The 25,868-nt window shown below is 61.6% G+C and carries 24 protein-coding genes; 15 read left to right on the plus strand and 9 right to left on the minus strand.

Annotated elements, in window-relative coordinates:
- Window positions 1–31: 31 nt before the first annotated feature.
- Genes C8D72_RS07200 through C8D72_RS07210 form a run of 3 tightly spaced genes read left to right on the plus strand, consistent with a single transcriptional unit; the run spans window position 32 to window position 2,579 of the window.
- Window positions 32–928 carry an isochorismatase gene (locus C8D72_RS07200; protein WP_115853746.1) on the plus strand — a complete coding sequence of 299 codons (897 nt, stop codon included), beginning with the start codon at window positions 32–34 and terminating at the stop codon, window positions 926–928.
- Window positions 925–1,794 (plus strand): siderophore-interacting protein, encoded by an 870-nt coding sequence (locus C8D72_RS07205; protein ID WP_115853747.1) that lies wholly within the window; start codon window positions 925–927, stop codon window positions 1,792–1,794. The genes C8D72_RS07200 and C8D72_RS07205 overlap by 4 nt, the downstream gene beginning before the upstream one ends.
- A complete protein-coding gene (locus C8D72_RS07210; protein ID WP_115853748.1) occupies window positions 1,791–2,579 on the plus strand; it encodes a 2,3-dihydro-2,3-dihydroxybenzoate dehydrogenase in 789 nt (262 codons plus the stop codon). The genes C8D72_RS07205 and C8D72_RS07210 overlap by 4 nt, the downstream gene beginning before the upstream one ends.
- 117 nt (window positions 2,580–2,696) lie before the next feature.
- Here the strand turns inward: C8D72_RS07210 and C8D72_RS07215 are convergent, their stop codons facing one another.
- A complete protein-coding gene (locus C8D72_RS07215; protein ID WP_115853749.1) occupies window positions 2,697–4,955 on the minus strand; it encodes a TonB-dependent siderophore receptor in 2,259 nt (752 codons plus the stop codon).
- Between the two features lie 388 nt (window positions 4,956–5,343).
- Window positions 5,344–5,475, minus strand: coding sequence for an entericidin A/B family lipoprotein (locus tag C8D72_RS07220; RefSeq protein WP_115853750.1), 132 nt, complete (start codon window positions 5,473–5,475; stop codon window positions 5,344–5,346).
- A 176-nt stretch (window positions 5,476–5,651) separates the two neighbouring features.
- On the opposite strand from C8D72_RS07220, the gene C8D72_RS07225 reads away from it, so the two are divergent.
- A complete protein-coding gene (locus C8D72_RS07225) occupies window positions 5,652–6,071 on the plus strand; it encodes an HIT domain-containing protein (RefSeq protein WP_115853751.1) in 420 nt (139 codons plus the stop codon).
- Between the two features lie 38 nt (window positions 6,072–6,109).
- Here the strand turns inward: C8D72_RS07225 and C8D72_RS07230 are convergent, their stop codons facing one another.
- Together C8D72_RS07230 and C8D72_RS07235 are read right to left on the minus strand one after the other, a co-directional pair.
- On the minus strand, window positions 6,110–6,532 hold the full coding sequence (locus C8D72_RS07230) for a hypothetical protein (RefSeq protein WP_115853752.1): 423 nt from the start codon (window positions 6,530–6,532) through the stop codon (window positions 6,110–6,112).
- The gene (locus C8D72_RS07235; protein WP_147301507.1) at window positions 6,529–7,083 is read right to left on the minus strand and encodes a hypothetical protein; all 555 of its coding nucleotides are present in this window, start codon (window positions 7,081–7,083) and stop codon (window positions 6,529–6,531) included. The genes C8D72_RS07230 and C8D72_RS07235 overlap by 4 nt, the downstream gene beginning before the upstream one ends.
- A 291-nt stretch (window positions 7,084–7,374) precedes the next feature.
- Here C8D72_RS07235 and betT point away from each other — a divergent pair, with 291 nt between their 5' ends.
- On the plus strand, window positions 7,375–9,393 hold the full coding sequence (betT, locus tag C8D72_RS07240; RefSeq protein WP_115853754.1) for a choline BCCT transporter BetT: 2,019 nt from the start codon (window positions 7,375–7,377) through the stop codon (window positions 9,391–9,393).
- A 130-nt stretch (window positions 9,394–9,523) separates the two neighbouring features.
- Window positions 9,524–10,657 (plus strand): glycerate kinase, encoded by a 1,134-nt coding sequence (locus C8D72_RS07245; RefSeq protein ID WP_115853755.1) that lies wholly within the window; start codon window positions 9,524–9,526, stop codon window positions 10,655–10,657.
- An 18-nt stretch (window positions 10,658–10,675) separates the two neighbouring features.
- On the opposite strand, the gene C8D72_RS07250 is transcribed toward C8D72_RS07245, so the two are convergent.
- On the minus strand, window positions 10,676–12,133 hold the full coding sequence (locus C8D72_RS07250) for a DNA recombination protein RmuC (protein WP_245955189.1): 1,458 nt from the start codon (window positions 12,131–12,133) through the stop codon (window positions 10,676–10,678).
- 247 nt (window positions 12,134–12,380) lie between these two features.
- On the opposite strand from C8D72_RS07250, the gene C8D72_RS07255 reads away from it, so the two are divergent.
- The 6 genes from C8D72_RS07255 to C8D72_RS07280 all read left to right on the plus strand — a co-directional run bounded on the left by C8D72_RS07255 (window position 12,381) and on the right by C8D72_RS07280 (window position 18,692).
- Window positions 12,381–13,376 (plus strand): aldo/keto reductase, encoded by a 996-nt coding sequence (locus C8D72_RS07255; protein WP_115853756.1) that lies wholly within the window; start codon window positions 12,381–12,383, stop codon window positions 13,374–13,376.
- Window positions 13,377–13,541: 165 nt separating this feature from the next.
- Window positions 13,542–14,105, plus strand: a complete 564-nt coding sequence (locus C8D72_RS07260; protein ID WP_115853757.1) for a type 1 glutamine amidotransferase domain-containing protein — start codon at window positions 13,542–13,544, stop codon at window positions 14,103–14,105.
- Window positions 14,106–14,155: 50 nt separating this feature from the next.
- Window positions 14,156–14,716: a type 1 glutamine amidotransferase domain-containing protein gene (locus tag C8D72_RS07265; protein ID WP_115853758.1), complete on the plus strand. Its 561-nt coding sequence runs from the start codon at window positions 14,156–14,158 to the stop codon at window positions 14,714–14,716.
- Between the two features lie 215 nt (window positions 14,717–14,931).
- The gene (locus tag C8D72_RS07270) at window positions 14,932–16,590 is read left to right on the plus strand and encodes a Na+/H+ antiporter (protein ID WP_115853759.1); all 1,659 of its coding nucleotides are present in this window, start codon (window positions 14,932–14,934) and stop codon (window positions 16,588–16,590) included.
- A gap of 95 nt (window positions 16,591–16,685) precedes the next feature.
- Window positions 16,686–17,309, plus strand: a complete 624-nt coding sequence (locus tag C8D72_RS07275) for a TRAP transporter small permease (protein ID WP_115853760.1) — start codon at window positions 16,686–16,688, stop codon at window positions 17,307–17,309.
- Between the two features lie 99 nt (window positions 17,310–17,408).
- A complete protein-coding gene (locus C8D72_RS07280) occupies window positions 17,409–18,692 on the plus strand; it encodes a TRAP transporter large permease (RefSeq protein WP_115853761.1) in 1,284 nt (427 codons plus the stop codon).
- Between the two features lie 171 nt (window positions 18,693–18,863).
- Here the strand turns inward: C8D72_RS07280 and dctP are convergent, their stop codons facing one another.
- The 4 genes from dctP to C8D72_RS07300 all read right to left on the minus strand — a co-directional run bounded on the left by dctP (window position 18,864) and on the right by C8D72_RS07300 (window position 22,399).
- Window positions 18,864–19,916, minus strand: coding sequence for a TRAP transporter substrate-binding protein DctP (gene dctP / locus C8D72_RS07285; RefSeq protein ID WP_115853762.1), 1,053 nt, complete (start codon window positions 19,914–19,916; stop codon window positions 18,864–18,866).
- A 214-nt stretch (window positions 19,917–20,130) separates the two neighbouring features.
- On the minus strand, window positions 20,131–20,514 hold the full coding sequence (locus C8D72_RS07290; RefSeq protein ID WP_211308800.1) for a methyltransferase family protein: 384 nt from the start codon (window positions 20,512–20,514) through the stop codon (window positions 20,131–20,133).
- A 128-nt stretch (window positions 20,515–20,642) separates the two neighbouring features.
- Window positions 20,643–22,094 (minus strand): sodium:solute symporter family protein, encoded by a 1,452-nt coding sequence (locus C8D72_RS07295; RefSeq protein ID WP_115853764.1) that lies wholly within the window; start codon window positions 22,092–22,094, stop codon window positions 20,643–20,645.
- Window positions 22,091–22,399, minus strand: coding sequence for a hypothetical protein (locus C8D72_RS07300; RefSeq protein ID WP_245955190.1), 309 nt, complete (start codon window positions 22,397–22,399; stop codon window positions 22,091–22,093). The genes C8D72_RS07295 and C8D72_RS07300 overlap by 4 nt, the downstream gene beginning before the upstream one ends.
- 222 nt (window positions 22,400–22,621) lie before the next feature.
- Between C8D72_RS07300 and C8D72_RS07305 the strand changes: the two genes are divergently transcribed.
- The 3 genes from C8D72_RS07305 to C8D72_RS07315 all read left to right on the plus strand — a co-directional run bounded on the left by C8D72_RS07305 (window position 22,622) and on the right by C8D72_RS07315 (window position 25,849).
- A complete protein-coding gene (locus C8D72_RS07305) occupies window positions 22,622–24,352 on the plus strand; it encodes an META domain-containing protein (protein WP_170140534.1) in 1,731 nt (576 codons plus the stop codon).
- A 149-nt stretch (window positions 24,353–24,501) separates the two neighbouring features.
- Window positions 24,502–24,981: a YchJ family protein gene (locus C8D72_RS07310; RefSeq protein ID WP_115853766.1), complete on the plus strand. Its 480-nt coding sequence runs from the start codon at window positions 24,502–24,504 to the stop codon at window positions 24,979–24,981.
- 64 nt (window positions 24,982–25,045) lie between these two features.
- On the plus strand, window positions 25,046–25,849 hold the full coding sequence (locus C8D72_RS07315; RefSeq protein WP_245955191.1) for a DUF1206 domain-containing protein: 804 nt from the start codon (window positions 25,046–25,048) through the stop codon (window positions 25,847–25,849).
- Window positions 25,850–25,868: the final 19 nt, after the last annotated feature.

Here is a 25,868-nt window from a genome sequence, read left to right on the forward strand (position 1 = left end):
GGCAGCGCTGAAGGATTACAGGAGAAGTATCATGGCCATTCCCGCCATCGCGAGCTATTCACTACCCACGACCGATGAGCTGCCCGACAACCGGGTCAGCTGGCAGGTCGACCCCGCACGCGCCGTGCTGTTGATCCACGACATGCAGCGCTATTTCCTGGCGAAATATGACGTGAGCGCAGCACCCATCCCCGAGGTGATCTCACATCTGGCTGCGCTGATCGCGGCCGCTCGCGCCGCGGGCGTCCCGGTGGTGTATACCGCGCAGCCGACCGATCAGCCCGATGATGATCGCGCCCTGCTCAATGACTTCTGGGGTCCGGGCCTGCCGGCCCACCCCGAGCAGTATCCGGTGGTGGACGAACTGGCCCCTCAGGACGGCGATGTGGTGTTGACCAAGTGGCGCTACAGCGCCTTTCAGCGCAGCGACCTGCGCGAGCGCATGCACGAATGGGGTCGCGATCAGCTGGTCATCGGCGGGGTATATGCCCACATCGGCTGCATGGCCACGGCGCTGGAAGGCTTCATGCAGGACGTACAGTGCTTCATGCTCACCGATGGCGTGGCCGATTTCTCGCGCGCCCGTCATGACATGGCCCTTGAATACGTCGCCGGACGCTGCGGCGTGGTGACCACCAGCGCCCGCGCCCTTGAGGCGCTCGAGTCCGCACAGGGCGATCAGCACAGCGCCGGCGCCATGACGCAGGCCGCGCTGACCGATCGGGTAGCCGCCCTTGCCGGCGTCAGCGCCGAAGAGATCCCGGCGGATGACAACCTGCTCTTCTACGGACTGGACTCGATGCGCATGATGACGTTTGTCGAGGAGCTGCGCCGGGAAGGCTTTGATGTCAGCTTCATGGATCTGGTCGAAGCACCCACCATCATTGACTGGGTCGCACTGCTCAACCGTCAGGGAGTCAGCGCATGAGTGTCGCCGAAATGACCACCGGCCAGGCAGCTCAGACTGCCCCGCCGCCGAAAGGCAAGAAACGCCCGCCGATGCTTCTGGAAGTGGTGCGCCGCGAGGTGATCACCGAGCACATGATCCGTATCGTGCTCGGCGGTGAGGCGCTGGAAGGCTTTCCTGCCCGCCGTGGCGGCGGTCACATCAAGGTCTTTCTACCGCTGGAACATCAGAGTGCACCGGTGTTGCCGCAGCTGACCGAGGCCGGCGTGGTCTGGCCCGCCGCGGAAGAGAAGCCGATTACCCGCACCTACAGCGTGCGCCATTTCGATACCGAGCGGCGCGAGCTGAGCGTGGATTTCGTGGCCCACGGCGATGAAGGCCCAGCCTCGCGCTGGGCGCTGGCCGCCCGTCCCGGCGACATGATCGGCATCAGCGGCCCCGGTGGCCCCGATCCGCTGCTGCCGCCGGCCGACTGGTCGCTGATCTCCGGCGACATGACGGCCCTGCCGGCCATCAGCGCCCTGCTCGAGGCGATGGATGAGCAGGCCCGCGGCGTGGTGCTGATCGAGGTGGATCACGAGGCCGAGCGCCAGACGCTGCGCCATCCGCCGGGCATGGACGTGCACTGGCTCTATCGCGGCGACATGCCGTCGTGTCTGTCGACCCTGCAGGTCGATGCGGTGCGCGCCATGGACTTTCCCGACACCGGCAGCGTCTCCGCCTGGGTCGGCGGTGAAAACTCGGCGGTGCTCTCCCTGCGTGAGCACCTGATGGGCATTCGCGGTCTTACCAAGCGTCAGCTCTACGCGGTGCCCTACTGGCGCCACTGCTGGAACGAAGAGCGCTACCACCAGGAGCGTCATCGCATCATGGATGAACTCAAATGAGCGGTGAGTTTGAAGGCGAACGGATCGTAATTACCGGCGCCGCCCGCGGGATTGGCGCCACGCTGGCGCATGATCTTCTCGGGGAAGGCGCCAGCGTGGCCCTGCTCGACAGCCTCGGCGAGGCGCTTGCCGACACGGCCGCCCGGCTGGGCCGTGAATTCGGCGCCGAGCGGGTCAGCGCACACGTGGTCGATGTCAGTGACTCAGACGTAGTAGAGGCTGCCATTGCCGAGATCGAGGCTCGAGCCCCCATCACGCGTCTGGCGCACGTGGCCGGCGTACTGCAGATGGGGCGCATTACGGAGCTGACCGACGCGCAGTGGCTGCACGCCATGAACGTGAATACCACCGGCGTGTTCAACGTCACCCGCGCCGTGGCGCGACGGATGGCCGAGCGTGACAACGGTGCCATCGTGGTGGTGGGCTCCAACGCCGCGGATACCCCGCGCCAGGCGATGGGCGCCTACTGCGCCTCCAAGGCGGCCACCCATCAGCTGGTGCGCTGTCTGGGGCTGGAAATGGCTGAGCACAACGTGCGCTGCAACATCGTATCCCCCGGCTCCACCGACACCGACATGCAGCGCGGCATGTGGGTCGATGACAGCGGCCGCGACAACGTGATTCGCGGCTCGCTGGAGGGCTGGAAGCTGGGCATTCCGCTTAAGCGCATTGCCGAACCCGAAGACGTCAGCGAGGCGATTCGCTTTCTGCTCAGTGATCGCGCGCGCCACATCACCATGCACGACATGCGCATCGACGGTGGGGCCACGCTGGGCATTCGCTGAGACGTTGGAGGCCTTTCAGAAGCATCAAAAAACCCGGCCATGTGCCGGGTTTTTTAGTGCTTCAAAGGTGTTTTTCCATCCTGAAACGCGGCGCCGGCATGACCGGCGCCGGATCAATCAGAAGTCGTAGCGCAGCGAGGCCACCACGTTTGAGGGCGCGCCGTACATGTTGAAGGTACCTGTGCTACCCACACGCTCGTAGTACTTCTTGTCGAGGATGTTGTTGAAGTTGAGCTGACCCGACAGGCTCGGGGTAAAGTCGTAACCAACCATGGCATCGACCACGGCATAACCCGGCGCTTCAACGCCCTGACTGGAGTGGAAACCGTCCATCGCCGTCACACCGCCGCCAATCCGGAAACCATCCAGCGCCCCGCCTTCAAAGCCGTACTGGGTCCAGAGATTGACCATGTTGTGCGGCATCAGCAGGAAAGTGGCTTCTTCATCGCCGTCTTTCACTTCGGTGTCCAGATAAGTGTACCCGGCGATCACATCCCACTGGTCGGTAATGCTGCCAGTCAGCTCAAGCTCTGCCCCCTGGATTCGACGCTTGCCGGTATCAGCGCTGTAGTTTTGTCCGGTAACGCCGGCCGCGTAGTTTTCATCGTACAGGCGAAAGGCACTCATGCGAGCATTGAGGTCACCGTTGAAATAGCTGCCCTTGATGCCTACTTCATACTGCGTGCCCTCGCGCGCCTTGAGTAGATCGTTATTGGCATCTGTCTGCGTTTGTGGCTTGAACACCTCGGAGTAGCTGGCATACAGCGAGTGATGACGATCCAGATCGTAAACCAGACCACCATAAGGCGTTAACTTGCTGTCATCGCTGCGACTACTGACCGCATCGTTGTTGCCATGATCAGTGACGCGAGCCTGATAGGAACTCAGCCGGGCACCACCAATCAGGGCCAGATCCTGAATCGGCCGGAAGGTCAGCTTGGAATAAAGGCCGTATTCTTCAAGCGTTTCACGCTGATCGGAAATTCGGGCACCAGCTCGACCGGGAGCAAGAAAATCGATCTCAGTAATGTTTCTGATTCCATCGAATGACGTCGGTCCATCGCCAAGACCGTCATCGAAATAAGTATTGTCGGGACCTCCTCTTGCAGCCACCGAGCTACGAAGCGTATCGGTTTCATAGCGCTTGTAATCCGTACCTACAACGAATTCGCTGACATTGCCCAGTGCATCAAAGGGCTGGCTGTAGCTGGCATCCATTGATAACGACTGCTGATCGACATCGCCGCCTGTGCCTCTGGCATCAAAGCCTCCATTTGCGTCAACGCCGGTACCGCCAAATACATAGTTATAATTGGCCTGTCGGGTGGAATAACGCGCAGCAAATCGGCCGTAGCCTCCATTATCGAACTGGTGGGTCAGATCAGCAATGTAGTCATTGCTTTGCATTTCAAAGCTGTTCCAGTCCGCTCCGGCAAAGGTGGAACGCTTGATGTCCAGCAGGTTTCCGTCGGCACCGGTCGGAAGGCCATTATTGACGGTAATGTCCTTGTGCTGGCGAAGATATGCCAGCGACAACGTGGTGTCCTCGTCCAGGTCAAAATCCAGCGCGCCATAAAACGTCTGGTTGGTATTATCGTTGTGATCGACAAAACCGTTGGTGTCGCTGTTATCGATCACCAGGCGACCACGTACGCTGCCATCAGCGTTGATCGGCCCGGACAGATCTGTTTCCACATAATTCTGGTCCCAGCTGCCGTAACGGCCGGTCACGTGGCCCTGAAAGTCGTAGGTCGGACGCTTACGCACCAGATTGACAATACCGCCCATCTCGCTGGTGCTGTTGAAGAGACCGGACGGTCCACGCATGATCTCGACCCGGTCAAAGGCAGACAGGTTGGGTACCGTGCCATTGATGCTGGCCATGGGTGCCGGAAGACCGTCAACGTTGTATTCGTCGTACTCGTAGCCACGGGCGTAAATCGAAGAGCGACCGTCATCGTTGGAGAGCACCCGCATCCCCGGAGTACGTTTGGCCATCTGATCGAGCGTGTCGAAATTCTGATCCTCGATCGCCTCGCGGGTTACCACGCTGATCGACTGAGGGATATCACGCAGGGCCGCCGGCGTCTTGGTGCCGACGGTGGCGGCATCCACGCCGTAGCCGCCGGTCTGCTCGGAGGGGAGCATGTCATAGAGCCGATTGCCTTCCACGGTAATGGTGTCAAGGCGTGAGTCGTCACCGCTGGAAGCCGTGGCAGTGGTCGTGGTGACCGTCGTGGTCTCTGCCGCGCCATCGCCCTGCTGCTCGGCAGCCCAGACCCCACCGGCGACCGGCAACAACACTGCCCCTGCCAGCAGCGAGGTCAGATAACGTACTTCCCCTGCCCCGGGAGACAATTTCCCCGTTCGACTCATGACTGTTCCCCTGACTGTTATAGATCACTACCGTCTTTTTGATCGGCGCTGAAGGCCGCGCTCAGGCATGTAAAGGCGCCAGGCCGAGCGAGGTCACAGTAAGCTGGATGATAAGGATTATCAAGTGTATATCCATATCATTTGAACTCGGGCGCCCGATTGTTGTCACTGCGGGCGCAGAGTCTATTCGAAAACGCACGGGTTTCGGGCAGAAAGGATAAAAAAGACCGACACGTCAGGCATACGGCAGCGTCAGGAGAGGCAGGCAGAAGCTGAAAGGAACAGCGAGAGAAACGTATAAAAGAGAGGAAGGAGAAGAAGGAAAGGAAGAAGACTTCACTGGATGCCACGGGCAGGCAGCGTTGCGCCCCTGCCCGAGAAAGCGATATCAATCAGCCGCGTCCTGAATGGACTCACCACCTGAGGAGATATCTTCACCTGCGCCGCCAACCGTATTGCAGGCAGACAGTGCCGCAGCGGAAAAGAGGGCAATCAGCGTCATGCTCATCCATTTTTTCATGTAACAACTCCTTGTTGATGGGAATATATGGTTTGCGATGATCCGGAGCGCGGAGCTCGTCATCGCAACCCACGGCAGGAGTCTGGCATTTTTTGAACCGGTTTGCATTTCCAGCGGCGATCGCCTCCAATGCGCCGGCACCCTCTCCTTTTGCCCTTCGTCCATGGAGTTAAAAAATGGCCTTTGTGCTGCACGAAAGACTGGCCGCTGACACCCTGTTTGTTGCCTCGCTCGAACTCTGCGAGCTGCGCCTGATGAACGATGCCCGCTTTGTCTGGGCACTGCTGGTGCCGCAGCGCGACAACATTCGCGAAAGTTTTGAGCTGCCCGAGCACGAGCGCACGCAGTTGTGGCAGGAGGTCGACCTTTTGAGTGCATTCATGCAGTACCACACCGGTGCCGACAAGATGAACATCGGCGCACTGGGCAACATGGTGCCGCAGCTGCATGTGCATGTAATCGCGCGCTCAAGAGAGGATGCGGCCTGGCCCGGACCGGTCTGGGGCGCAGGTCAGGCGCAGCCGCTGGAGGAAGATGCTCGACAGGCACGCCTGAGGCTGCTGCAGCGCTTTGTAGACGAGATCAAGGGCACCTAATCACAGCATGTGAAGCCGGGCCGCCCAAACACAACCGCTCAGGGCGTCACGACACCAGACCCTGACAGCGGCCCTTCTCCGAGACGCTCGGCAATGGACGTGGCCAGTCGATCAAACTCCCCCACGCCCAGTGCTGCCTCCCCCCGCCAGCCCCTGAGCCGAAGCTCGCTGCCACGCTGCTCGGCTGCCACATGTGCCTCGACCCGCCATTCCGGACGCGCAGCGTAGCTAGCGCGAAGTTCGCCCAGGGCGTGATCGCCATAGAGGATCACGAAGCCGCGCTCGGCAAGCGATGCCATAGTGGCCTGCATGACCCGTTCGGGCGGTGCATCGAAATGCTCCAGGCGTTCGGGCGGGGGCAGCGAGGTCGTGGTGGCGCAACCGGTCACCATCCCCAGCAGCATGGCCATCACGAGTCCGCGCACCACTCGATGCGCGGTGTATTGGTGTCCCGGTCTCATAAGGATGCTCCCGAGCGCATCAGCGCCTGCTCGATGGCCGCATGTGTCTGCTGACAAAAGGGTTCCGGTGAGGCCGGGCGGGCATCCATGACAAAGCCATCCGGTGACACAATCATCATGCTGCGTACCGCCAGATAGCGCTGGCCATCGGCACTGACCGCTACCTGTTCGCGACTGTAGGGATCGGAGCGGAAGGTATCGAAGGGATCGCCGAACCCGCCGCCCAGCATGACCCCGCCGCGACGACTGCCAAACCACCCCATGCTGCTGCGCCACTGTCGCGTGGCGCCCAGCCCGGGCTGACGCCGAATGCGCTCGGCGCTGACCAGCCCCAGCTCGACATCGCTGGTCCGAACCTCGTAGCCCTGCGCTTCAAGCGCGCTGGCGATGGCCCGGACCTGCGCCAGGCGCGTGCCGCTGTATTCGGCGTAGCACGATGCCGGCAGGGCGTGCTCATTGACGCCCAGCGGCTGCGACGACGGCAGGGCGCTACAGCCTGTCAGCGCAAGGCCCAGCAGGGACATCTTTATAAGCAACTGAATGGATGACATGGCACGCATCCCCGGTGAACTATCCCTGACACCCGCGGGTGGTCCCATGAGAAAAGGCGCCCAACCGCTGCCCTTGTTTCTTAGACAGTAGAGCGAATACGAAAGGCCCGCAATGTCTGCATGATGCGGCCGACAGCGTGCAGGCACGGCACGTTTAACCGTCACCGACGCTTGATACCCGACGGCCATCAACTTTGTGCAACGTCGGCCGCCGAATGTCGACGGCACCTGGCCGTCACAAAATTATAAGTTAGTATTATTGATCAAACTATAGAACAGGGACAAAAGCTTATGGCTGATGACGCCAATCCACCCACAGTTGCCAAACTGAACCCACCCGTTTTCTATACCGCTGCGGGCATCATTGTTGCCTTTATCCTGTTTGCCGTCGTGGCACCCGAGCTTGCCGGTCAGACCTTTGGTCAGGCCCAGAGCTGGGTCATCGACACCTTTGGCTGGTTTTATCTGCTCGCCATGGGGGTCTATCTCATCTTCGCCCTTTATCTGGCCATGTCCCGGCACGGTCGGATTCGCCTGGGGCCGGATCACAGCGAGCCCGAGTACAGCTACGCCTCCTGGTTTGCGATGCTCTTTGCCGCCGGCATGGGCATCGGCATCATGTATTACGGGGTCGCCGAGCCTGTCACGCACTACATGAGCCCGCCGAATGGTGAGGGCAGTAACCCTGCGGCGGCCAAGGAAGCCATGGAGATCACCTTCTTCCACTGGGGGCTCCATCCCTGGGGTGTTTATGCCGTGGTGGCGCTGGCGCTGGCCTATTTCAGCTTTCGACATGGCCTGCCGCTGCGCCTGAGTTCGGCGCTCTACCCCCTGATCGGCAAGCGTATCCATGGACCGATCGGCTACGCCGTCGATATCTTCGCCGTCTTTGGCACCATGTTTGGTCTGGCTACCTCACTGGGGCTGGGCGTCATGCAGATCAGCTCAGGGCTCAATTTCCTGTTTGGCTTTCCCGACACGCTGGTCAGCCAGATCATCCTGATTGCCGCCATTACGGCCGCGGCGACCTGCTCGGTGTCGCTGGGCCTTGATGGCGGGGTCAAACGGCTGTCGGAGATGAATCTATGGCTGGTCTTTATCCTGCTGCTGTTCGTAATCGTGATGGGCCCCACACTCTTCAGCTTCCAGTCACTGGCCCAGAACGTGGGCTCCTATTTCTCCGGCGTTGTGGATCGCACGTTCAATATCTATGCCTATCTCGGCAATGAAGACACCAACGACTGGCTGGGCAACTGGACGCTGTTCTACTGGGGCTGGTGGATCGCCTGGTCCCCCTTTGTCGGCATGTTCGTCGCGCGCGTTTCGCGCGGTCGCCGCATCCGCGAGTTCGTCATGGGCGTGCTGTTTGTGCCGACCGGTTTCAACTTCATCTGGATGACCTTTTTCGGCGACGGTGCCATCCACATGATCGCCACCGAGGGGCTGAGCCAGCTGTCGGACGCCGTCGAAGAGAGCAGCTCGATCGCCCTGTTCGAATTTTTGAACCTGCTGCCGCTGTCGGTGGTGACCTCCACCATCGCCGTGCTGCTGGTGGCGACCTTCTTTGTGACCTCGGCAGACTCGGGCTCGCTGGTAATGGATCTATTGACCTCAAAGGACGGTGACGAATCCCCCGTTCTGCAGCGCGTGTTCTGGGCGGTCAGCGCCGGCGTGTCGGCCGTCGCGCTTTTGATGGCCGGCGGCCTTGAAGCCCTTCAGGCGGCCTCGCTGCTCGCGGCGCTGCCCTTTTCGATCATTTTGATGGTCATCTGCTACGGGCTTCTCAAGGCGCTGAAAGTCGAGGCGGTCAAGCAGGACAGCCTGCAGCATCTGATGAACACCCCCGGCAACGTCTCGCGCGTGGCCGCCGGCAATACGCCCGGCAGGACCGACTACTGGCAGACGCGCCTGCAGACGCTGGTGACCTCGCCACGGCATCAGCAGGTCTCGACGTTTTTGCATGAGACCGTCGAGGTCGCCATGAAAGAGATTGGTGAAGAGTTCAAAAAGCAGTCGCTGGATATCAAAATCACCGATGAAGACGACCGCTGCTATCTCCGTGTCGATCACGGCGAAGAAAACGATTTTGTCTATGGCGTGCGGATTCGCCGCTACGCCGCGCCCTCCTTTGCCATGAGCGGCATGCGCAGCAAGGGGCACTCGAAGGACAACAACGACTACCGCGCCGAGGTCTTTCTGCGCGAAGGTGGTCAGAAATACAACATCATGGGCTACTCGAAGCAGCAGGTGATCGGTGACATTCTCGATCAGTACGAGAAGCACCTGCATTTCCTGCACATCATGCGCTGATGGCGATCACCGCACGGTCAGGCCCGCATGACAGTGCGGGCCTTTTTATGCCTGCACGCCGGGCGCCATTGGCCGACGTGACGCCTGCCGGGCTATGCTCGGGGTTCACAGTTCCTGCCGGAGAGTCTGCATGCACATTCTGATCGCCCCCGACAGCTTCAAGGATGCTCTGGGCGCCACTGACGCCGCGAACGCCATCGCCGAGGGTGTGCGTCAGGCCGCGCCCGATGCCGACTGGACCCTGTGCCCGCTGGGCGATGGCGGCGAAGGCACGCTGGAAGCGCTGCTGGTCGCCAGCAACGCCGAGGCGCGAAGCCTTGAGGTTCACGACGCCCTGAACCGGCCGCGCACGGCGCAGTGGGGCTGGATTGCCGACCGGCGCACCGCCATTGTCGAACTGGCCGAAGCCAGCGGGTTACAGCATCTCACCAACGAGGAACGCGACGCCCTGCACACCACCACCCGGGGCGTGGGCGAGCTGATTCATGCCGCGCTTGAGGAAGGCGCCGAACATTTGATTCTGACGCTGGGCGGCAGCGCCACCAACGACGGCGGCACCGGCATGATGAGCGCACTCGGCGTGCGCTTTCTGGACAAGAGTGACCGGGTACTTGCCCCCGGCGGCGCGGCGCTGGCCGACCTTGCGCGTATCGATTGTTCCGGCATCGATTCGCGCGTTGCAGGGCTGACGGTCGAGGCCGCCGTGGATGTGAACAATCCGCTGTGCGGCGACCAGGGGGCCAGCGCGATTTTCGGCCCGCAAAAGGGGGCTACCAAAGCGCAGGTCAACCAGCTTGATCAAGCGCTGGCACGGCTTGCCGAGGTCACCGCCAACGCCACCGGCCAGGATCATCGCGACAGCGCCGGGGCCGGTGCGGCCGGCGGCATGGGCTTTGCGGCCCTGGCCTTTTTAAGCGCCACCCTGCGCCCGGGCATCGAACTTGTGATGGAGCAGGTGGGCTTTGACCAGGCGCTTGAGCGCGCTGATCTGGTGATTACCGGCGAAGGTCGGCTGGATGGCCAGAGTCTCTCCGGCAAGACGCCCATTGGCGTCTCCCGCGCCGCGCATCGTCAGGGGGTGCCGTGTGTGGTACTGGCCGGCAAGCTGGACAGCGGCTGGGAGAAGGCCCTCGATGAAGGCGTAACGGCGGCCTTTGCCCTCGCCGATGGCCCGATGGCGCTGGAAGAGGCGCTTGAGCGCGCGCCGGAGCTTTTGAGCGCGCGCAGCGCCTCGATCGTCAGGCTGTTCCGTCACGGGCGCTGAGCCCACGCCCCTCCCGACTCACTCCTCGTCAAAGCGCAGCGGCCCGGGGGGCTCGTCTGCTGACACAAACGGCGCGTGATGCTCGGTCTGCTGCGCCTCGCGTCCGCTCTGGGCGCTTTCCCTGACGCTTTCCGGCCAGGCCTTGCGGTTGCGCACCCCCAGCGCGTTGAGCCGCCCGGCCTGGGCGATCAGGCTGCCCTGCCCGTCGCGCAGCCGGTTCATCGCCTGGCGGTGGCTGTTGGTGGCGCGCTCAAGCTGGGTGCCCACCTCCTCCATGCTGGTGACGAAGCCGTGGCACTTCTCCAGCAGCTTCTCGGCGCGCGCCACGATTTCCCGGGCGTTGTCGTTCTGGCGCTCCAGCCGCCAGAGACCGGCCACCGTGCGCAGGCTGGCCAGCAGCGTGGAGGGCGTGACCAGCACGACGTGGCGGTCAAAGGCCTCATGAAAGAGCCGGTCATCGTGTTCGAACACCGCAGCAAAGGCGGGCTCGATGGGCATGAACAGAAACACCATGTCCGGGGCATTGAGACCGGGCAGGCGCGCATAGCCCTTGTCGGAGAGCGTCTCGATGTGGCTGCGCACCGAGCGCAGGTGCCGGCGCATGGCCTGCTCGCGGGCCGCGTCGCTGTCGGCGGCCACCACCTCACCCCAAGCCGTCAGCGACACCTTGGCATCGATGATCAAATGGCGCGATTCGGGCAGATAAATCACGGCGTCCGGGCGTGACCGCCCCTGGTCGTGGGTCAGGACCACCTCGCGCTCGTACTCGATGCCCTGTCTAAGCCCGGAACGCTCCAGCACCCGCTCGAGAATCAGCTCGCCCCAGCTGCCCTGCGATTTGCTATCGCCCTTGAGCGCCCGGGTCAGGTTGCTGGCGTCCTCACTCATCTGGCGATTGAGCCCGGCCAGATACTCCAGCTGCGTCGTGAGCTGGGTGCGGCTGTGCTGCTGCTCGCCGTGCAGGGTTTCAAGCCGGGCACGAAACTGTTCGATCTGCTCGCGTACTGGCGCCATCAGCGCGCTGACGCTCTCCTGAGAGTGGCGGGAAAACTGCTGCTGACGCTCGTCAAAGATGCGCCCGGCCAGGCGCTCGAACTCATGGGTCAGCTCCTGTCGGGCACTGCCCAGAAGGCTCAGGCGCTCCTCGAAATGGACCGTATCCCGCTGCTTTTCGGCCTCCAGTCGGGTGTAGCGCTCGCGGTAATCCAGCAGCGAATCGCTCACCTCCGCCAGGCGCTGCTCACGCTGCGACAGCTGCGCTCGCAGCTCCTGGGTATGGGTCTGTTCGCGCTCAAGCAGCGCCTCACGCTCGGCCAGCATGCGTTCGGCTTCCCCGTACTGCTCACGCAGACGCTCCAGATCATCTTCAAGCGTTGCCATCAGTGCCCTATGGCTGTGACCACGCCACCACAGCCCGGCGGCCACGACGAGGGCAGCGGTCATCACCATCAGGGAGATCAGCAGCGCACTATTCATAAGCATTTCCAACGAGTCATGAGAACTTCCAACAGGTCATGAGGGCTTCCGACCAGGCAGAACAACATCGGAGCGGCCAGCTTAACCGAGCCCCAACGCCTGTGCATCCGTGACAAAACGGCTTGATTAGCAGGTACTGCATGCACGATAGCAAGGCGGCGTCTACGCTTGAGTCACGTTTTCGTAGCGGCCTAACCATGACATGGCCCTGCTGCAGGAATCAGGTTCTCAAGGAGGTATTGTCCCCATGGAAACGATTCAACTCCCCAACAGCGATCTCAAGCCGTCGCGCATTGCGCTGGGCACCTGGGCCATCGGCGGCTGGAAATGGGGCGGCACTGACGAAAAGCAGTCGATCGCCACTGTCCAGAGCGCCGTGGAGCGCGGTATTACCTGTATCGATACCGCCGCGGTCTACGGCTTTGGTGAATCCGAGCGTCTGGTCGGCAAGGCCCTCAAGGAAGGCGGCATTCGCGATCAGGCAGTGCTGGCCACCAAGTGCGGCCTGAACTGGAACGATGACGGCCCGTACCGTGATGCCAGCCGCGGTCGTATCGAGCAGGAGATCAACGACAGCCTCAAGCGGCTGCAGACCGACTACATCGATCTATACCAGCTGCACTGGCCGGACCCGACCGTTGACGTCGAGGAAGCCGCCACGGTGCTCAAGGAATTGAAGGAAAGCGGCAAGATCCGGGCGGTCGGTGTGTCCAACTTCTCGGTCGAGCAGATGCGGGCCTTTGAGAAGATCTGCCCGCTGTCGACCATGCAGCCGCCCTACAACCTGTTCGAGCGCGACATCGAGAGCAGCATCCTGCCGGCCGTTCGTGAAGATGGCGTGGGCACGCTGACCTACGGCGCCCTGTGCCGCGGTCTGCTCTCCGGCAAGATGAATCGCGACACCACCTTCAACGGTGACGACCTGCGCAAAAGTGATCCCAAGTTTCAGTCGCCGCGCTTTGAGCAGTACATCAGTGCGGTCGAAAAACTCGACGCCTACGCCCAGGAGCACTACAACAAGCGCGTACTGCACCTGGCCCTGCGCTGGCTGCTCGACCAACCGGGCGTCTCGGTCGCGCTGTGGGGTGCTCGCCGCCCGGACCAGCTCGACCCGGCCAACGAAGTGATGGGCTGGTCGCTTGATGACAAGGCAATGCGCGACATCGATGCCATCCTCTCTGAGTGCATCACCGACCCGGTCGGGCCGGAATTCATGGCGCCGCCGACGAGGAACGAGGCATAAGGCGACGGGGCGCAAGGCAACACGACGGTGGCGCCGAAAGGGATGGCGCCGCCGATGAAAAACGAGGTGCAAAAGATCCGCGCCTCTTGAAAGTTCTTCCCGTCGACCGCAGGTCAATGGGTAGATCGTTATCACATGAACCACCAAAGGAATGGGGGGAAGCACATGAATCAGGATCTGATGGGTGTCCGCGTTGCCATCATGGCCACCGACGGGTTTGAAGAGTCCGAGCTTGCCGTACCGCAGGCCACACTGACCGCACAGGGCATTGAAGTCCACGTCGTCTCGCCCGAGCACGGCACCATTCGTGCCTGGGCCGAAACCCAGTGGGGCGAGGGGTATCCGGTCGACAAGAGCCTTGATGAAGTCAGCTCGCACGATTACCAGGCGCTGGTCCTGCCGGGCGGTGTCATCAACCCCGACAACCTGCGCACCAACGAGAAGGCACTGACCTTCGCCCGCGGTTTCTTCGAGGAAGGCAAGCCGGTCGGCGCCATCTGCCACGGTGCCTGGACGCTGATCAATGCCGGCGTGGTCGATGGCCGCCGCATGACGTCGGTTCCGGCACTGCGCAAGGATCTGGAAAATGCCGGCGCGAAGTGGGAAGACAGCGAAGTCGTCTGCGACAGCGCGTTTGTCACCAGTCGCCTGCCGAAGGATCTGGATGCCTTTTGCAACAAGATGATCGAGGAAATCCACGAAGGCCGTCATCGCAAGCAGCACGCGTAAGACGCGCCCGATAGCCAACATTCAATGTCCAGGATAAGGAGCGTTCTGACATGAGCGAATTGAAAGGCACGAAGGTCGCCATTCTGGCCACCGACGGTTTTGAAGAGTCCGAGCTTGCCTCGCCGAAAAAGGCGCTGGAAGCCCAGAGCATCGAGGTTCACGTGGTCTCGCCCAAAAAGCACGGCATCGTGGCCTGGGCGGAAACCGACTGGGGCGATGAGTATCCGGTCGACAAGGTCCTCGAGGAAGTCAGCGCTGATGACTACGACGCACTGATGCTGCCCGGCGGCCACTTCAACCCGGACACGCTGCGTACCAATGACAAGGCGCTGAGCTTTGTGCGCGATTTCTTCAAGGCCGGCAAGCCAGTCGGTGCGATCTGCCATGCGCCCTGGATTCTGATCAACGCCGAAGTGGTCGACGGCCGTCGCATGACGTCCGTGCCCACTATCGCGCAGGATCTGAAAAATGCCGGCGCCCAGTGGGAAGACAGCGAAGTGGTCTGCGACAGCGCACTGGTCACCAGCCGTACGCCGAAGGATCTCAACGCCTTCAACAACAAGTTGATTGAAGAGATCAAGGAAGGGCGTCACAAAAAGCAGCACGCCTGATACCGCAACATCACGTGCCACGCGCACGGGTTGTGAGCATCCGCCGGCACCTCAAACGAGGTGCCGGTTTTTTGTTTGAAACAATGCAGAACACTTCCCATCGATTCAGGCCATGACCACACCGGGTAGTATTACCTCATTTCATGTCGGCACGGATGCAACCATTTTCCTCGGCGCCCATCAAAAACCAGGAACAACATGACAGGAAGTCATTGATGCATATCGTGTTATTGGCCTTATCACTGATTCTGGTCGCCGCCGGCAGCGGCATACTGGCCCGGTTCATGCCGCGCATTCCCCTGCCCATTTTACAGATCGCGATCGGCGCTTTGCTTGCCGGGTTGAACACCCCGCTGGATATCAATCTGGAACCCGAAACCTTCATGCTGCTGTTCGTGCCGCCGCTGTTGTTTGCTGACGCCTGGCAGTTTCCCCAGCGTGAGCTGACCTCGCTGCGCCATCCGATTATCGCGCTGGCCGTGGGACTGGTGCTGTTTACTGTCGTGGGCGCGGGCTTTTTGATCCACTGGCTGTTGCCCAACCTGCCGCTGGCGGTGTGCTTTGCCCTCGCGGCCATCCTGTCACCGACCGATGCCGTGGCGGTATCGGCGATTTCCGGCAAGCTGGGTGTACCGCCGCGGTTGATGCACATCCTTGAGGGCGAGTCGCTGATGAACGATGCCTCGGCGCTGGTATCACTCAAGTTTGCCGTGGCCGCGGCCATGACCGGCGCCTTCTCGTTTGGCCAGGTCAGCCTGCAGTTTGCCCTGATCACCTTCATCGGTATCTCGGTCGGTATCGGTCTTGCCTTCATCTTCTCGACCATCCGTCGCAAGCTGATCGACAGACGCGGGACCGAATCCTCGACCGAAATCCTGCTGGTCATGCTGATGATCCCCTTTGCCGCCTACCTGATTGCCGAACATCTGGAAGGTTCGGGTATTCTGGCCGCCGTCTCGGCCGGCATTACCATCAATCGCACCGAGCTCAAGCGCTACGCCCAGACCCGCACCCGCATGCAGATGAACCATTTTTGGGAAATTCTGACCTTCTTGCTCAATGCGATGGTGTTTCTGCTGCTGGGCCTTCAGCTGCCCGACATCATCGGCGGGGCCATCGAAGTCTCGCTCAATAACGCCCGCAGCTTCAGCCTGGCGGAACTGGTGTTTTATGTGGTGGTGATCTCGCTGGCCCTGATGCTGCTGCGCCTTTTCTGGATCATGGGGGCGGTCTATCTCTCCAGGCTCTCATCACGGCGGCGTCGCTCGGCACACGTGCCGCTTTCCAGTGGCGTCATGGCCGTGGGCACGATGGCCGGCATTCGCGGCACCATTACCCTGGCCGCGGCGCTCTCGCTGCCGCTGACGCTGCCCGGCGGCGAGCCTTTCCCGGGCCGCGATCTGGTGATCTTTCTGGCCACCGGCGTCATCCTCTTCACGCTGTTGCTGGGCAGCATCACCCTGCCCCTGCTGCTGCGACGCATGGACAAGCCCGATGACAGCTGGCGCGATGAAGAAGCTCGCTCGGCGCGCCACGCCGCCTCACTTGCGGCCATCGAGGCCATCGAAAGCTGGTATCACGAGGCGCAGAAAACGCATGAGTCGGAGATCGAGCGCTCGACACTGACCGAGGTCAGCGCCCGCATGATCAGCTATTACCGCAACCTGATGACCATCAATGACAAGCGCTCGAGTTCCGAGCGTCACGAGTATGACCAGCGCTTTTCCCGCGAGATGCGCCTGACAGCCATACGCGCCGAGCGACGCGAGTACTACCGTCTGCGCTCGATCCACCAGATCGATGACGACACGCTGCGACGACTGGTGCGCGAACTGGATCTGGTCGAGATGGCGCTGGCCTCAAGCGCCAGGTAGGACGATGCTGGTGATATCCGCCTGTCCCTTGCTATAAAGGGGCAGGACTGTATTGATGTTTTGTCATGCGCTCCTTACAACAAGGATAAAACCTCATGAACCAGCTCTCTTCCTCGCGCAGCAGTGATCAACGCTTGAGCCCACTGCTGCGGGCACTGCTGCTGTTCGATCGCGCGCTGGGCCTGATCGAACGCACCATTGTTGCCGGCAGCATCCTACTCATGGCGTTTCTGGTCAGCGCTCACGTCGTGGGCAACATTGTCTTCGGTCAGGGCATCACCGGCACCTATGAAATCACCGAGATGCTGATTGTGATCATTACCTTTGTGGGTGTGGGCTACGCCGCACGTCACGCTCGTCATATCAGCATGTCGGCGTTCTATGAACAGCTCAGCGGCCAACGCCGCAAGGCACTGCTGGTGCTGATCTGTCTGGGCACGGCGGTTCTGATGTTCTACTTCAGCTACAAGTCCATCGAGTACGTCGCAACGATCCACGATCGCGGCCGTACCAGTGCCTCGCTGCAGATGCCGCTATGGATCATTTATCTCGCCCTGCCCGCCGGTTTTGCGCTGGCCGGCATTCAGTATGTGCTGACCATTATTCGTAATCTGACAAGCCCCGGCATCTGGCGCTCTCTTACCGAACAGGAGGATTACAGCGATGTGCCGGTGGCCGGCAGCGCAGCCGAAGGCGCCAGCACGACACGCGATCGATAATCACGCGCGTGGCGTTGATCACAATGATTCGATAGCGACAGCTCGATAACGACAATTCGATAGCGACAAGCTGATGACAACAATACGAGGGGAGAGATCATGCTGACAGGGCTTGGTGTGCTCATGCTCGTGCTGCTGCTGCTGGGGTTTCCCATGATGGTGCCCCTGGCAGCCGGCACGCTCTATATGATGTTTACCGGCATGACCTTTTTCGGGCCGGATCAGGCGGTCAGCTGGATGATCAATGGTGTCGGCAGCTGGGTACTGGCGGCCGTACCGATGTTCATTTTTGCCGCCGATATTTTGACCAAGGGCCATACGGCCAATCGATTGCTGGACGTGGTGGATGCCTTCACCCGCCATCTGCGCGGCGGTCTGCCCATTACCACCGCTGCGTCCTGCGCCCTGTTCGGTGCCGTTTCCGGTTCTACCCAGGCCACCGTGGTGGCCATGGGCGGGCCGATGCGCCCCCGCCTGCTCAAAAAGGGATATTCCGACTCCTTTACGCTGGCACTGATCATCAATGCCAGTGATGTCGCCCTGCTGATCCCGCCCAGTATCGGCTTCATTATCTATGGCGTGGCGATGCAGACCTCGATCGGCGATCTCTTTCTGGCCGGTATTCTGCCGGGACTTCTGATCATGACGATGTTTGCGATCTACTGCTGGATCGACGCTCGCCTGAAGGGCATCAAGCCGGACCCGAAGGCATCATGGCGCGAGCGGGGGCTTGCCATTCGCCGCGTCATCCTGCCGCTGGGCTTTCCAATTCTGGTGGTCGGCGGTATCTATGGGGGCTTTTTCAGCGCCGTTGAGGCCTCGGCGGTAGCGGTGGCCTATGCCCTGTTGCTGGAAGTGGTGATCTACCGTCAGGTCTCGATTCGCGATCTGGGCAGCCTGGCACTTTCGACCGGCATGATTACCGGCGTGGTCTTTATTCTGGTGGCGGTCGGGGCGGCATTTTCCCAGGCGCTGGCAACCGCCGGCGTGCCGCAGCAGATACTGGCACCGATGATCGAAAGTATCGGCGACAATCAGTTTCTGGCACTGCTTCTGATTGCCGTGGCCTTTTTCATCGGCTGCATGTTTGTCGACCCCATCGTGGTGATCCTGATTCTGGTCCCCATCTTCAAGCCGCTGGTGCAGTCGACCGGGCTGGACCCGATACACGTCGGGGTCATCGTGACCCTGCAGGCGGCCATCGGTTCAGCCACGCCGCCTTTTGGCTGCGATATCTTTACCGCCATTGCCGTCTTTCGCCGCCCCTATCTGGAGGTCATTCGAGGCACGCCGCCCTTTATCCTCATTTTGCTGCTGGCCACGCTGATTCTGATTGTCTTTCCGCAGATTTCGCTGCTGCTGCCCTCGCTGGGCGGCGACTGAATACCGGCCGTACCGTGGTTGATACCACACCGTGATTGATCTCTTCGGGCAGGCTCCAGGCCTGCTTTTTCATGTCTTTAAAAGGAAAGCAAACCCGGGGCTGATCGCACTGTAAAAAAACGCCCGCAGACAGAGTCTGCGGGCGTTTTGTACGCTCAGGTACCTGGTCTATCAGGACGTCTGATCGCTGTCGTCAGTGTCACTGGAGCCGGACTGGCTCTCCTCGACCTGCTTGAGCAGAATATCCAGTGCCTGCTGGCCACGCTCACCGACCATATCGACATACTCTTGACGCACCGGGCGGGCGAGCTCGCGGAAGCGGCTGCGCTCTTCCCCATTGAGGCGGATGATATTGATGTCGCTGTTGTCCTGGATGGTTTCAAGACGCTCGGCGTTGAACTGCGTCTGGATGTCGTGGCCATTGTGTACCATCTCATCCAGCGTGGACTGCAGCACCGCCTGCTGATCATCGGGAAGCGCTTCGTACCAGTCCTGATTGGCGATCAGATTGCCGATGAACTGCGCCTGCTCGGCGAAGATCATGTAGTCCTGTACTTCGTAAAAGCCCATGTTTTCATGGGCAAAAACCGGCTGGATATTGCCCTCGGCCTGGCCCTGCTGGAGCGCGCTGTAAAGCTCGCCGTAGGCAATGGTAATGGGCGCGGCGCCGTAGGCCTGATAGGTGGCGCGCAGCAGGCTGTTGTCCATGACGCGAATCTGCAGGCCCTTCATGTCCTCGGGGGTGCGAATCTCCTTGTTGGCAGTCCACACCTGGAAGCCTTCAGGGACGGCCGCCAGCGGCACCAGCCCACGGCTGCGAAACGACTGCTGCCACGCGTCGCTTTGCATGAACGCATCGGAGTTGAGAATCTCCGCCGTTTCCAGCTGATCGTTGGGCATGACGTAGTTGAGACTCATCAACTGACTTTCCGGCACCGTGCCGCCCAGAAAGCCCGACCCGAAGGAGATGGGAATGGCGCCACTTTGCAGCGCGTCATACAGCGCCGAATAGTTCGAGCCCCAGACCCCGTAGGGGAGGATCTGGATGGTGATGTCCCCGTCACTCTTTTCTTCGATCAGATCCTTGAAGGCTTCTGCGTAGGCGTACTGGACACTGCCCTCGGTCTCTTCAAGGCCAAAGCGCCAGGTGTCGGCGAGCGCCGAGGAAGCCGCCCCCATCATCGAAAGGGCAAACACGCCGGTCACGACATTACGAATCTGCATACGGATACCTTTAGTAGTTGTTTATCCGACTTCAGAAAAGGACAGCGGTACTGCTCTGTCAAACCAGGTAACAGGGCGCAATACCGATCTGTCGAAGCGAAACTCACTGTATCACAGCTTGTGGCGCACTTTTTTGTGCTCCCCTGCCCTCCAGCCATGCCCCGGCGACACAAAGGCCATCAAGACAGGGCGCGCCCGGGTAGAACGTCATGGGTTACCAGCGCCGGGTACGCGCGAAATAGCGCTCGGCCTGTGCTCCAAAAACATCACGCAGGGCACGCTCCTCATGATGGATGAAGCGGCGGGTGATCACCCACGGGAAGAGCCCCACCGTCAACAGGGCCGAAAGCGCGCCGTTCCATAGCGCCAGGGCCAGCAGCAGCAGTGTCATGGCGCTGTAGATGGGGTTGCGGTTGAGCCGAAAAGGCCCCTCGACGATCAGGCAGGTCGGTGTCTCATGGGGCTCGATGGGCGTACGACGGCGCACAAACCAGAGAATCGCCCAGCCGGCCAGCGCCAGGCCCATGCCGGCCAGCAGCAGGGCCACGACATTGAGCGCCGGCAACTCGGGTCGCCACAGCGGCGCGAAACGACCCACCAGCCAGGCGGCGGCGCCAGTGCCTGCCGCCCAGACGGGCGGTAGATCGGGAAAATCCGTGCGTATCGAGATAACCCTCTCCTTGTCGGTTCACGGCATCAATCAGGCTGTCAGGGCCCGCGCCGGTATCAGCGTACCGCCTCATAAAAGCGCTGCAGCGTCGGTGTCGATGCCGGACGGGTACGACGGGAGATCGCAACAAACAGCGGCAGGTTGAGCAAAAGTCCCCAGAAGCCGGCATGCACGCCCAGCGGATTGGGCCAGAAGACGGTAAAGGCAAACGTCACCACGAATCCGGCCAGCAGCCCCGCCATGACGCCGCTTCGAGTGGCGCCGAACCAGAAGAACATGCCAATAAACGCTGGCAGCACCTGGGCGGCAAAGCCAAGACCGACCAGCAGGATCATCACCAGATTGCCGGGTTCGCTGATTGCCAGCACGGCCACCAGCGCCAGCACGGGAAAGAGCATCCAGCGTGCCAGACGCCCGGTCACGTCGTCCCCGAGACGCAGCGCCGGCTGGATGACATCGCGCGTGATCGACAGCGCCGCCGAATGGATAAAGGGCTCGCACGAGGACATGGCCGCCGCCAGCGTGCCCGCGCCCAGCAGCCCGGTCAGCCAGACCGGCATGGTCTGCATCGCCATCTCGAGCGCTACCGTATCGGCCCGCGACAGGGTCGGCAGGGTAAAGATGCCGATAAAACCGACCACCACCATGGGCAGAATGACCACATAGTAGGTGGGCAGCCAGGTCGCGCTGCGCCGAATGGTCTCGCGCGAGCGCGCGCTCATCCACTGCGTCCAGACCGGCGGCAGAAAGGAGAGCATCGACACGATGATCGAGGTGGTCCAGAAGGCAAATCCCATGTTGCCGCTGGCCCCCGGCAGGGTCATGAACTCGGGGCGCTCGGTGGCCAGACGGTCAAAAAGCGCACCGGTGGTCCAGCCCCCCGTGAAATCGTGCACCGCCCAGATGCCCACCAGCCAGGCCACAAACAGCATGAGGGCGCCCTGAAAGGCGTTGGTCATGCCGATCGCTCGCTGGCCGCTGATATACAGATAGGTCCCCATCACGCCCAGCACTACCAGCACGCCGACCCACACCGGGATCATGCCGCCGCTCATGACCCCCAGGATATAGGCCGCCCCCATGGTCTGCAGCACGGCGTAGGCCAGGGTGCCAATCGCCATGACCAGCGCCGACAGAGCCCCAAGTGCGGTGCTTTCAAACCGATCGCGAATGGCACTACCCTGTGTCACGTGGCCAAAGCGCGCCCCCAGCGTCCATACTCTCGGGCCAAAATACCAGGCGACGACGGCCAGATAGGAGAGATAGACCACCACATAAAAGACCGCCACGCCGCGCGAAAAGGCCCAGCCCGGTGCCCCCATGAAGGTGTAGGCACTGACGCTGCCGGCGCCGATCAACAGATAAAGCATCATGGCGTTCATGCTGCGCCCGGCAACGCCCCACTGCTCAAGCGCCGTCATGGCATGACCGCGGCGGGCGCGAATGCCAAGCCACAGCGCCAGTGCTATATATAGAAGGGTCAGCCACAGCGGTATCATGCCGGTCATGGTTTCCGGGGCTCCTCTGATGCCTGATAATGCCCGGATTGTGACGCATCGTTGTCACCCGCCAACAGTCGATTGGCCAGCGCCATGAGCGCAACACTGGCAAACACGATGACGTAGCTCCAAAGCGCCATCAGCGGCAGGCCGGCAACGACCACGGACCGATTGAAAAGCACGATGACCGGCCAGCAGCCGGCGGCCAAAAGCAGCACAAAGGCCACCAGCAGCCAGCGCGCGCGACGACTGCGAGGCAAGATGACCCGATGACGCAACTTTTGCGCGTCCGGGCCGATATCATTGTCAGCCATATCCTGTCCTGATGTGACGCCCCTGGGGCAAGCCATGTCAACCAAAAAAGAGGCGAAGGATAACAGTGTGATGCGACAGCATGTAACAATCATCACTTTGATCACATCTTCACCCTCGCACCAGGGTATGCTTGCGCCCTATTACCAATATGTGCCGATGTTTTCATCAGGACCGACCGTCTACCCGGAACAGGTAGCATGATCAACGCAACAGGAGTTTCCATGCGACACGCATTCAGGCCAACGCTTACTACGCTGGCACTGGCCACCCTGATGGCAGGATGCGCCAGTTCCGGGTCTTCATCTTCAGGCTACTACGCCACGGCACTGACCAACATCAGCGGCGCCAGGGTCAATCTGACCGGCAACCGCCTCGATGCCTGGGTGGGCTGCAACCACTTGAGTGCCAACGCGCGCCAGAGTGATGCCACACTGGAGGTCGGCGACATCGCCTCGAGCGACATGGCCTGCCAGCCCTCGGACGACCGCCGCGAGCAGGTCCTTGCCGAGTTCCTCAAGCGCGGGCCCAAGCTCGACAAGACCGGTGACATGTGGCTTTTGCGTGACAACGTTCACGCCGTGGTCGTCCACACCAACACCGACCCGCAGCTGACCCACGCAAGCTTTGGCCCGAATCCGGCCGGGCGTAGCCCTGATGCCAGCGACAGCGAAAGCGCCCTGGCCATGGATCGCGCCATCGAGCGCGAAACCCGTGAACAGGCGACGACCCGGCCAGCAAGCCGTGCGCAGGCACAGCCGGCCGCCGTCACACCCGCTGCCGCGGCGCCGGTCCAGACGGCGGCTGTGGCCCCGACGCCGGCACCGCAACAGCCTGCGCCCGAGCCGGTCGCCGAGCGCCCGAAACTTCAGTTCTACAGCCAGGTGGAGGTCGGCGCACCGGTCACCAACGCCCGATCACGGGCCGTGGTTCAGGCCCCCAGCGTCGAGCCGGTCAACACCACGCCCGAGCGTGCCCCCATCGGTCTTGACGGTCAGATCCGCACCGGCGACACGGTAGCACCGGCCCCGACTCGAAGCGTTGCTCAGGCACCGGCCGTCGAGCCGATCAACACCGCCGCCGAGCGAGCTTCCATTGGTCTGGACAGTCAGATTCGTACCGGCGACACGGTGGCCCCGGCACCGGTTCGCACCGTGGCTCAGGCCCCTGCCGTCACGCCGATCAACACCGCCCCCGAGCGCACGCCCATCGGCCTTGGCGGTCAGATCCGCACCGGTGACACGTTAGCACCTGCCCCGACCAACACCGTTGCTCAGGCACCGACTGCCGAACCGACACGTGCACCGATCGGCCTGAACGATCAGATCGCCACCGGCGAGGTCGCCGCCGCGCCGGCCCCGGCACAGCAGACCACCGCTCAGGAAGCTCCGGCACAGGTGGCACAGAGCCGTCCGACACCGCGCGAAGCGACCACCATGGCGCTGGCACCGCGGGAAGCCGTCCAGGCCACCAGCCTGGCGCAGGAAGAAACACGCGTATTCGCCCAACAGTCTCCTCGTCTGGACCTGTGGCAGCAGATGGGTGCCGACAGCTGGCAGCTCGCCCCCCAGCATACGCCGCAGGAAAGCACGCCTTGGCAGCCGGCCGTTGAAACCTCGCGTCACGCCTGGTTCGCCAGCCTGCTCAAGGGAGATACCACGAACGACCTGCCCGACATGACCGTGACAGCACCGCGTGAAGTACGCTCCTATGCCGTCAGGGAAAGCAATCAGTGGGTGCTGTACTCGGGCGAGCCGATCGATCAGGCGCAGGAGAAGGTCCTGTCCGACGAGCAGCATCAGAAAAACACCGATCCCGAGCTGACCGATCGCGATGCCGGCGATGACAACAGCGTCATCACCACCTCGCGCCTGGATGAAAGCGCCCTGGAACGTGGCGTACGAGCCACCACTTCCCGCGCCCTGAACTGGATGAGCGCGCGCTGGCAGGCCTGATTACCGCATCGCCTGCGCGTCTCGACATCCGGCCGACAGTCTTTACACTGTCGGCCGGTCTTTTTTTATCTGCACCACTGTCATCTGCCTCTTTATCTGCATAACGCTTGTCTGCATGACGTTGATCAGCATTACCACAGGGTTGCCCCATGACCACTGATTTTATCTGCCCCTGCTGCAGCGGGAACCATTACGATCGCTGCTGCGGCCCGCTGCACCGGGAAGAACAGATCGCCGCCACGCCTGAAGCCCTCATGCGCTCGCGCTACAGCGCCTTCGCGCTGGGCGGACTGGGAGATTATCTGTTTGAAACCTGGGTCGACAACGCCCCGGGACGCCCGCCACAGGACGCGCCCATGCTCAACGTGCGCACCGTCGACTGGCAGCACCTGGAGATCGTGCAGACGAAAAATCACGGCGCCCAGGGAATGGTGGAGTTCAAGGCGTGGTATCTGGAAGATGGCCAGCAGCACATGCTCCACGAGCGGTCGCGCTTTCGGCGCAGCGCCGGGCGCTGGCGCTATGTGGATGGTGTCATCGACCCGCCTGCCATGGCTCGAGCCGGGCGCAATGACCCCTGTCCGTGTGGCAGCGGGAAGAAATACAAGAAGTGCTGCGCCGACCAATAAGGACTGGTAAACGAAAGCATTGTTTTCCAGACTCTAGCGTTCACCCTGACAATTTGGAGTTGGCTTGGACCATCCCAGCGGCAACACCCAGCGCCTTGTGACCATCGCTGCCCGATGTGGCTACACTGCCAAGGGCATGATCTATATCACCATCGGCTGGCTCTCCATGATGGCCGTACTGGGCATGGGCGGGCGCAACGGCGGCACTTCTGAGGCGGTCAGGGAGCTGGCAACCCAGCCCTTCGGCAGCGTTCTCATTGCCCTGCTGGCGATCGGGCTTTTCGGCTACACCGCCTGGCGACTGATCCAGGCCATCTTTGACGCCGAGCAAAAGGGGCGTGACTGGAAAGGCATTCTGACCCGGCTGGGCTATGTCCTCAGCGGACTGATCTATGCCGGTATCGCCATCAACTGCGTCGAATTGCTGCTCGACAGCGGCAGCAGCTCAAGCTCTACCTCCAGCCATACCCGTACCGTCATGTCCCACCCCGGCGGTATCGTGGCCATTTTTGTTATTGGACTCGGCTTTCTGGGCGTGGGGCTGCGCCAGATCTGGCGCGGCTGGCACCATAGCTATGAAAAGAACTGGCATCTGGACGAGATGAGCCGCCGGCAGCGTCTCATCGCCGCCAATGTCTCGAGGGTCGGCCTGACGGCACGCGGTATCGTGTTCATGATCATGGCACTCTTTTTGTGCCTGTCGGCCATCAATACGGACCCCTCCGACGCCCGCGGATTGGGTGGCGCTCTGAGTGCCGTCGCCGAGCAGCCCTTCGGCCCCTGGCTTTTGAGTCTGGTCGCCATTGGCCTGATTGCCTACGGCGGCTACTGCCTGGTCAACGCGCGCTTTCGCAATGTGAATGCCTGAGACAGACATCAAAGCGCTT

It is taken from the genome of Kushneria indalinina DSM 14324 (assembly GCF_003385845.1).
GTDB classification, from domain to species: Bacteria; Pseudomonadota; Gammaproteobacteria; order Pseudomonadales; family Halomonadaceae; genus Kushneria; species Kushneria indalinina.

Excerpts from the sequence above, each read along its gene's own strand:
- C8D72_RS07200 (WP_115853746.1), top strand. The coding sequence starts at position 32 with ATGGCCATTCCCGCCATCGCGAGCTATTCACTACCCACGACCGATGAG.
- C8D72_RS07205 (WP_115853747.1), top strand. The coding sequence starts at position 925 with ATGAGTGTCGCCGAAATGACCACCGGCCAGGCAGCTCAGACTGCCCCG.
- C8D72_RS07210 (WP_115853748.1), top strand. The coding sequence starts at position 1,791 with ATGAGCGGTGAGTTTGAAGGCGAACGGATCGTAATTACCGGCGCCGCC.
- C8D72_RS07215 (WP_115853749.1), bottom strand. The coding sequence starts at position 4,955 with ATGAGTCGAACGGGGAAATTGTCTCCCGGGGCAGGGGAAGTACGTTAT.
- C8D72_RS07220 (WP_115853750.1), bottom strand. The coding sequence starts at position 5,475 with ATGAAAAAATGGATGAGCATGACGCTGATTGCCCTCTTTTCCGCTGCG.
- C8D72_RS07225 (WP_115853751.1), top strand. The coding sequence starts at position 5,652 with ATGGCCTTTGTGCTGCACGAAAGACTGGCCGCTGACACCCTGTTTGTT.
- C8D72_RS07230 (WP_115853752.1), bottom strand. The coding sequence starts at position 6,532 with ATGAGACCGGGACACCAATACACCGCGCATCGAGTGGTGCGCGGACTC.
- C8D72_RS07235 (WP_147301507.1), bottom strand. The coding sequence starts at position 7,083 with ATGTCATCCATTCAGTTGCTTATAAAGATGTCCCTGCTGGGCCTTGCG.
- betT (WP_115853754.1), top strand. The coding sequence starts at position 7,375 with ATGGCTGATGACGCCAATCCACCCACAGTTGCCAAACTGAACCCACCC.
- C8D72_RS07245 (WP_115853755.1), top strand. The coding sequence starts at position 9,524 with ATGCACATTCTGATCGCCCCCGACAGCTTCAAGGATGCTCTGGGCGCC.
- C8D72_RS07250 (WP_245955189.1), bottom strand. The coding sequence starts at position 12,133 with ATGAATAGTGCGCTGCTGATCTCCCTGATGGTGATGACCGCTGCCCTC.
- C8D72_RS07255 (WP_115853756.1), top strand. The coding sequence starts at position 12,381 with ATGGAAACGATTCAACTCCCCAACAGCGATCTCAAGCCGTCGCGCATT.
- C8D72_RS07260 (WP_115853757.1), top strand. The coding sequence starts at position 13,542 with ATGAATCAGGATCTGATGGGTGTCCGCGTTGCCATCATGGCCACCGAC.
- C8D72_RS07265 (WP_115853758.1), top strand. The coding sequence starts at position 14,156 with ATGAGCGAATTGAAAGGCACGAAGGTCGCCATTCTGGCCACCGACGGT.
- C8D72_RS07270 (WP_115853759.1), top strand. The coding sequence starts at position 14,932 with ATGCATATCGTGTTATTGGCCTTATCACTGATTCTGGTCGCCGCCGGC.
- C8D72_RS07275 (WP_115853760.1), top strand. The coding sequence starts at position 16,686 with ATGAACCAGCTCTCTTCCTCGCGCAGCAGTGATCAACGCTTGAGCCCA.
- C8D72_RS07280 (WP_115853761.1), top strand. The coding sequence starts at position 17,409 with ATGCTGACAGGGCTTGGTGTGCTCATGCTCGTGCTGCTGCTGCTGGGG.
- dctP (WP_115853762.1), bottom strand. The coding sequence starts at position 19,916 with ATGCAGATTCGTAATGTCGTGACCGGCGTGTTTGCCCTTTCGATGATG.
- C8D72_RS07295 (WP_115853764.1), bottom strand. The coding sequence starts at position 22,094 with ATGACCGGCATGATACCGCTGTGGCTGACCCTTCTATATATAGCACTG.
- C8D72_RS07300 (WP_245955190.1), bottom strand. The coding sequence starts at position 22,399 with ATGGCTGACAATGATATCGGCCCGGACGCGCAAAAGTTGCGTCATCGG.
- C8D72_RS07305 (WP_170140534.1), top strand. The coding sequence starts at position 22,622 with ATGCGACACGCATTCAGGCCAACGCTTACTACGCTGGCACTGGCCACC.
- C8D72_RS07310 (WP_115853766.1), top strand. The coding sequence starts at position 24,502 with ATGACCACTGATTTTATCTGCCCCTGCTGCAGCGGGAACCATTACGAT.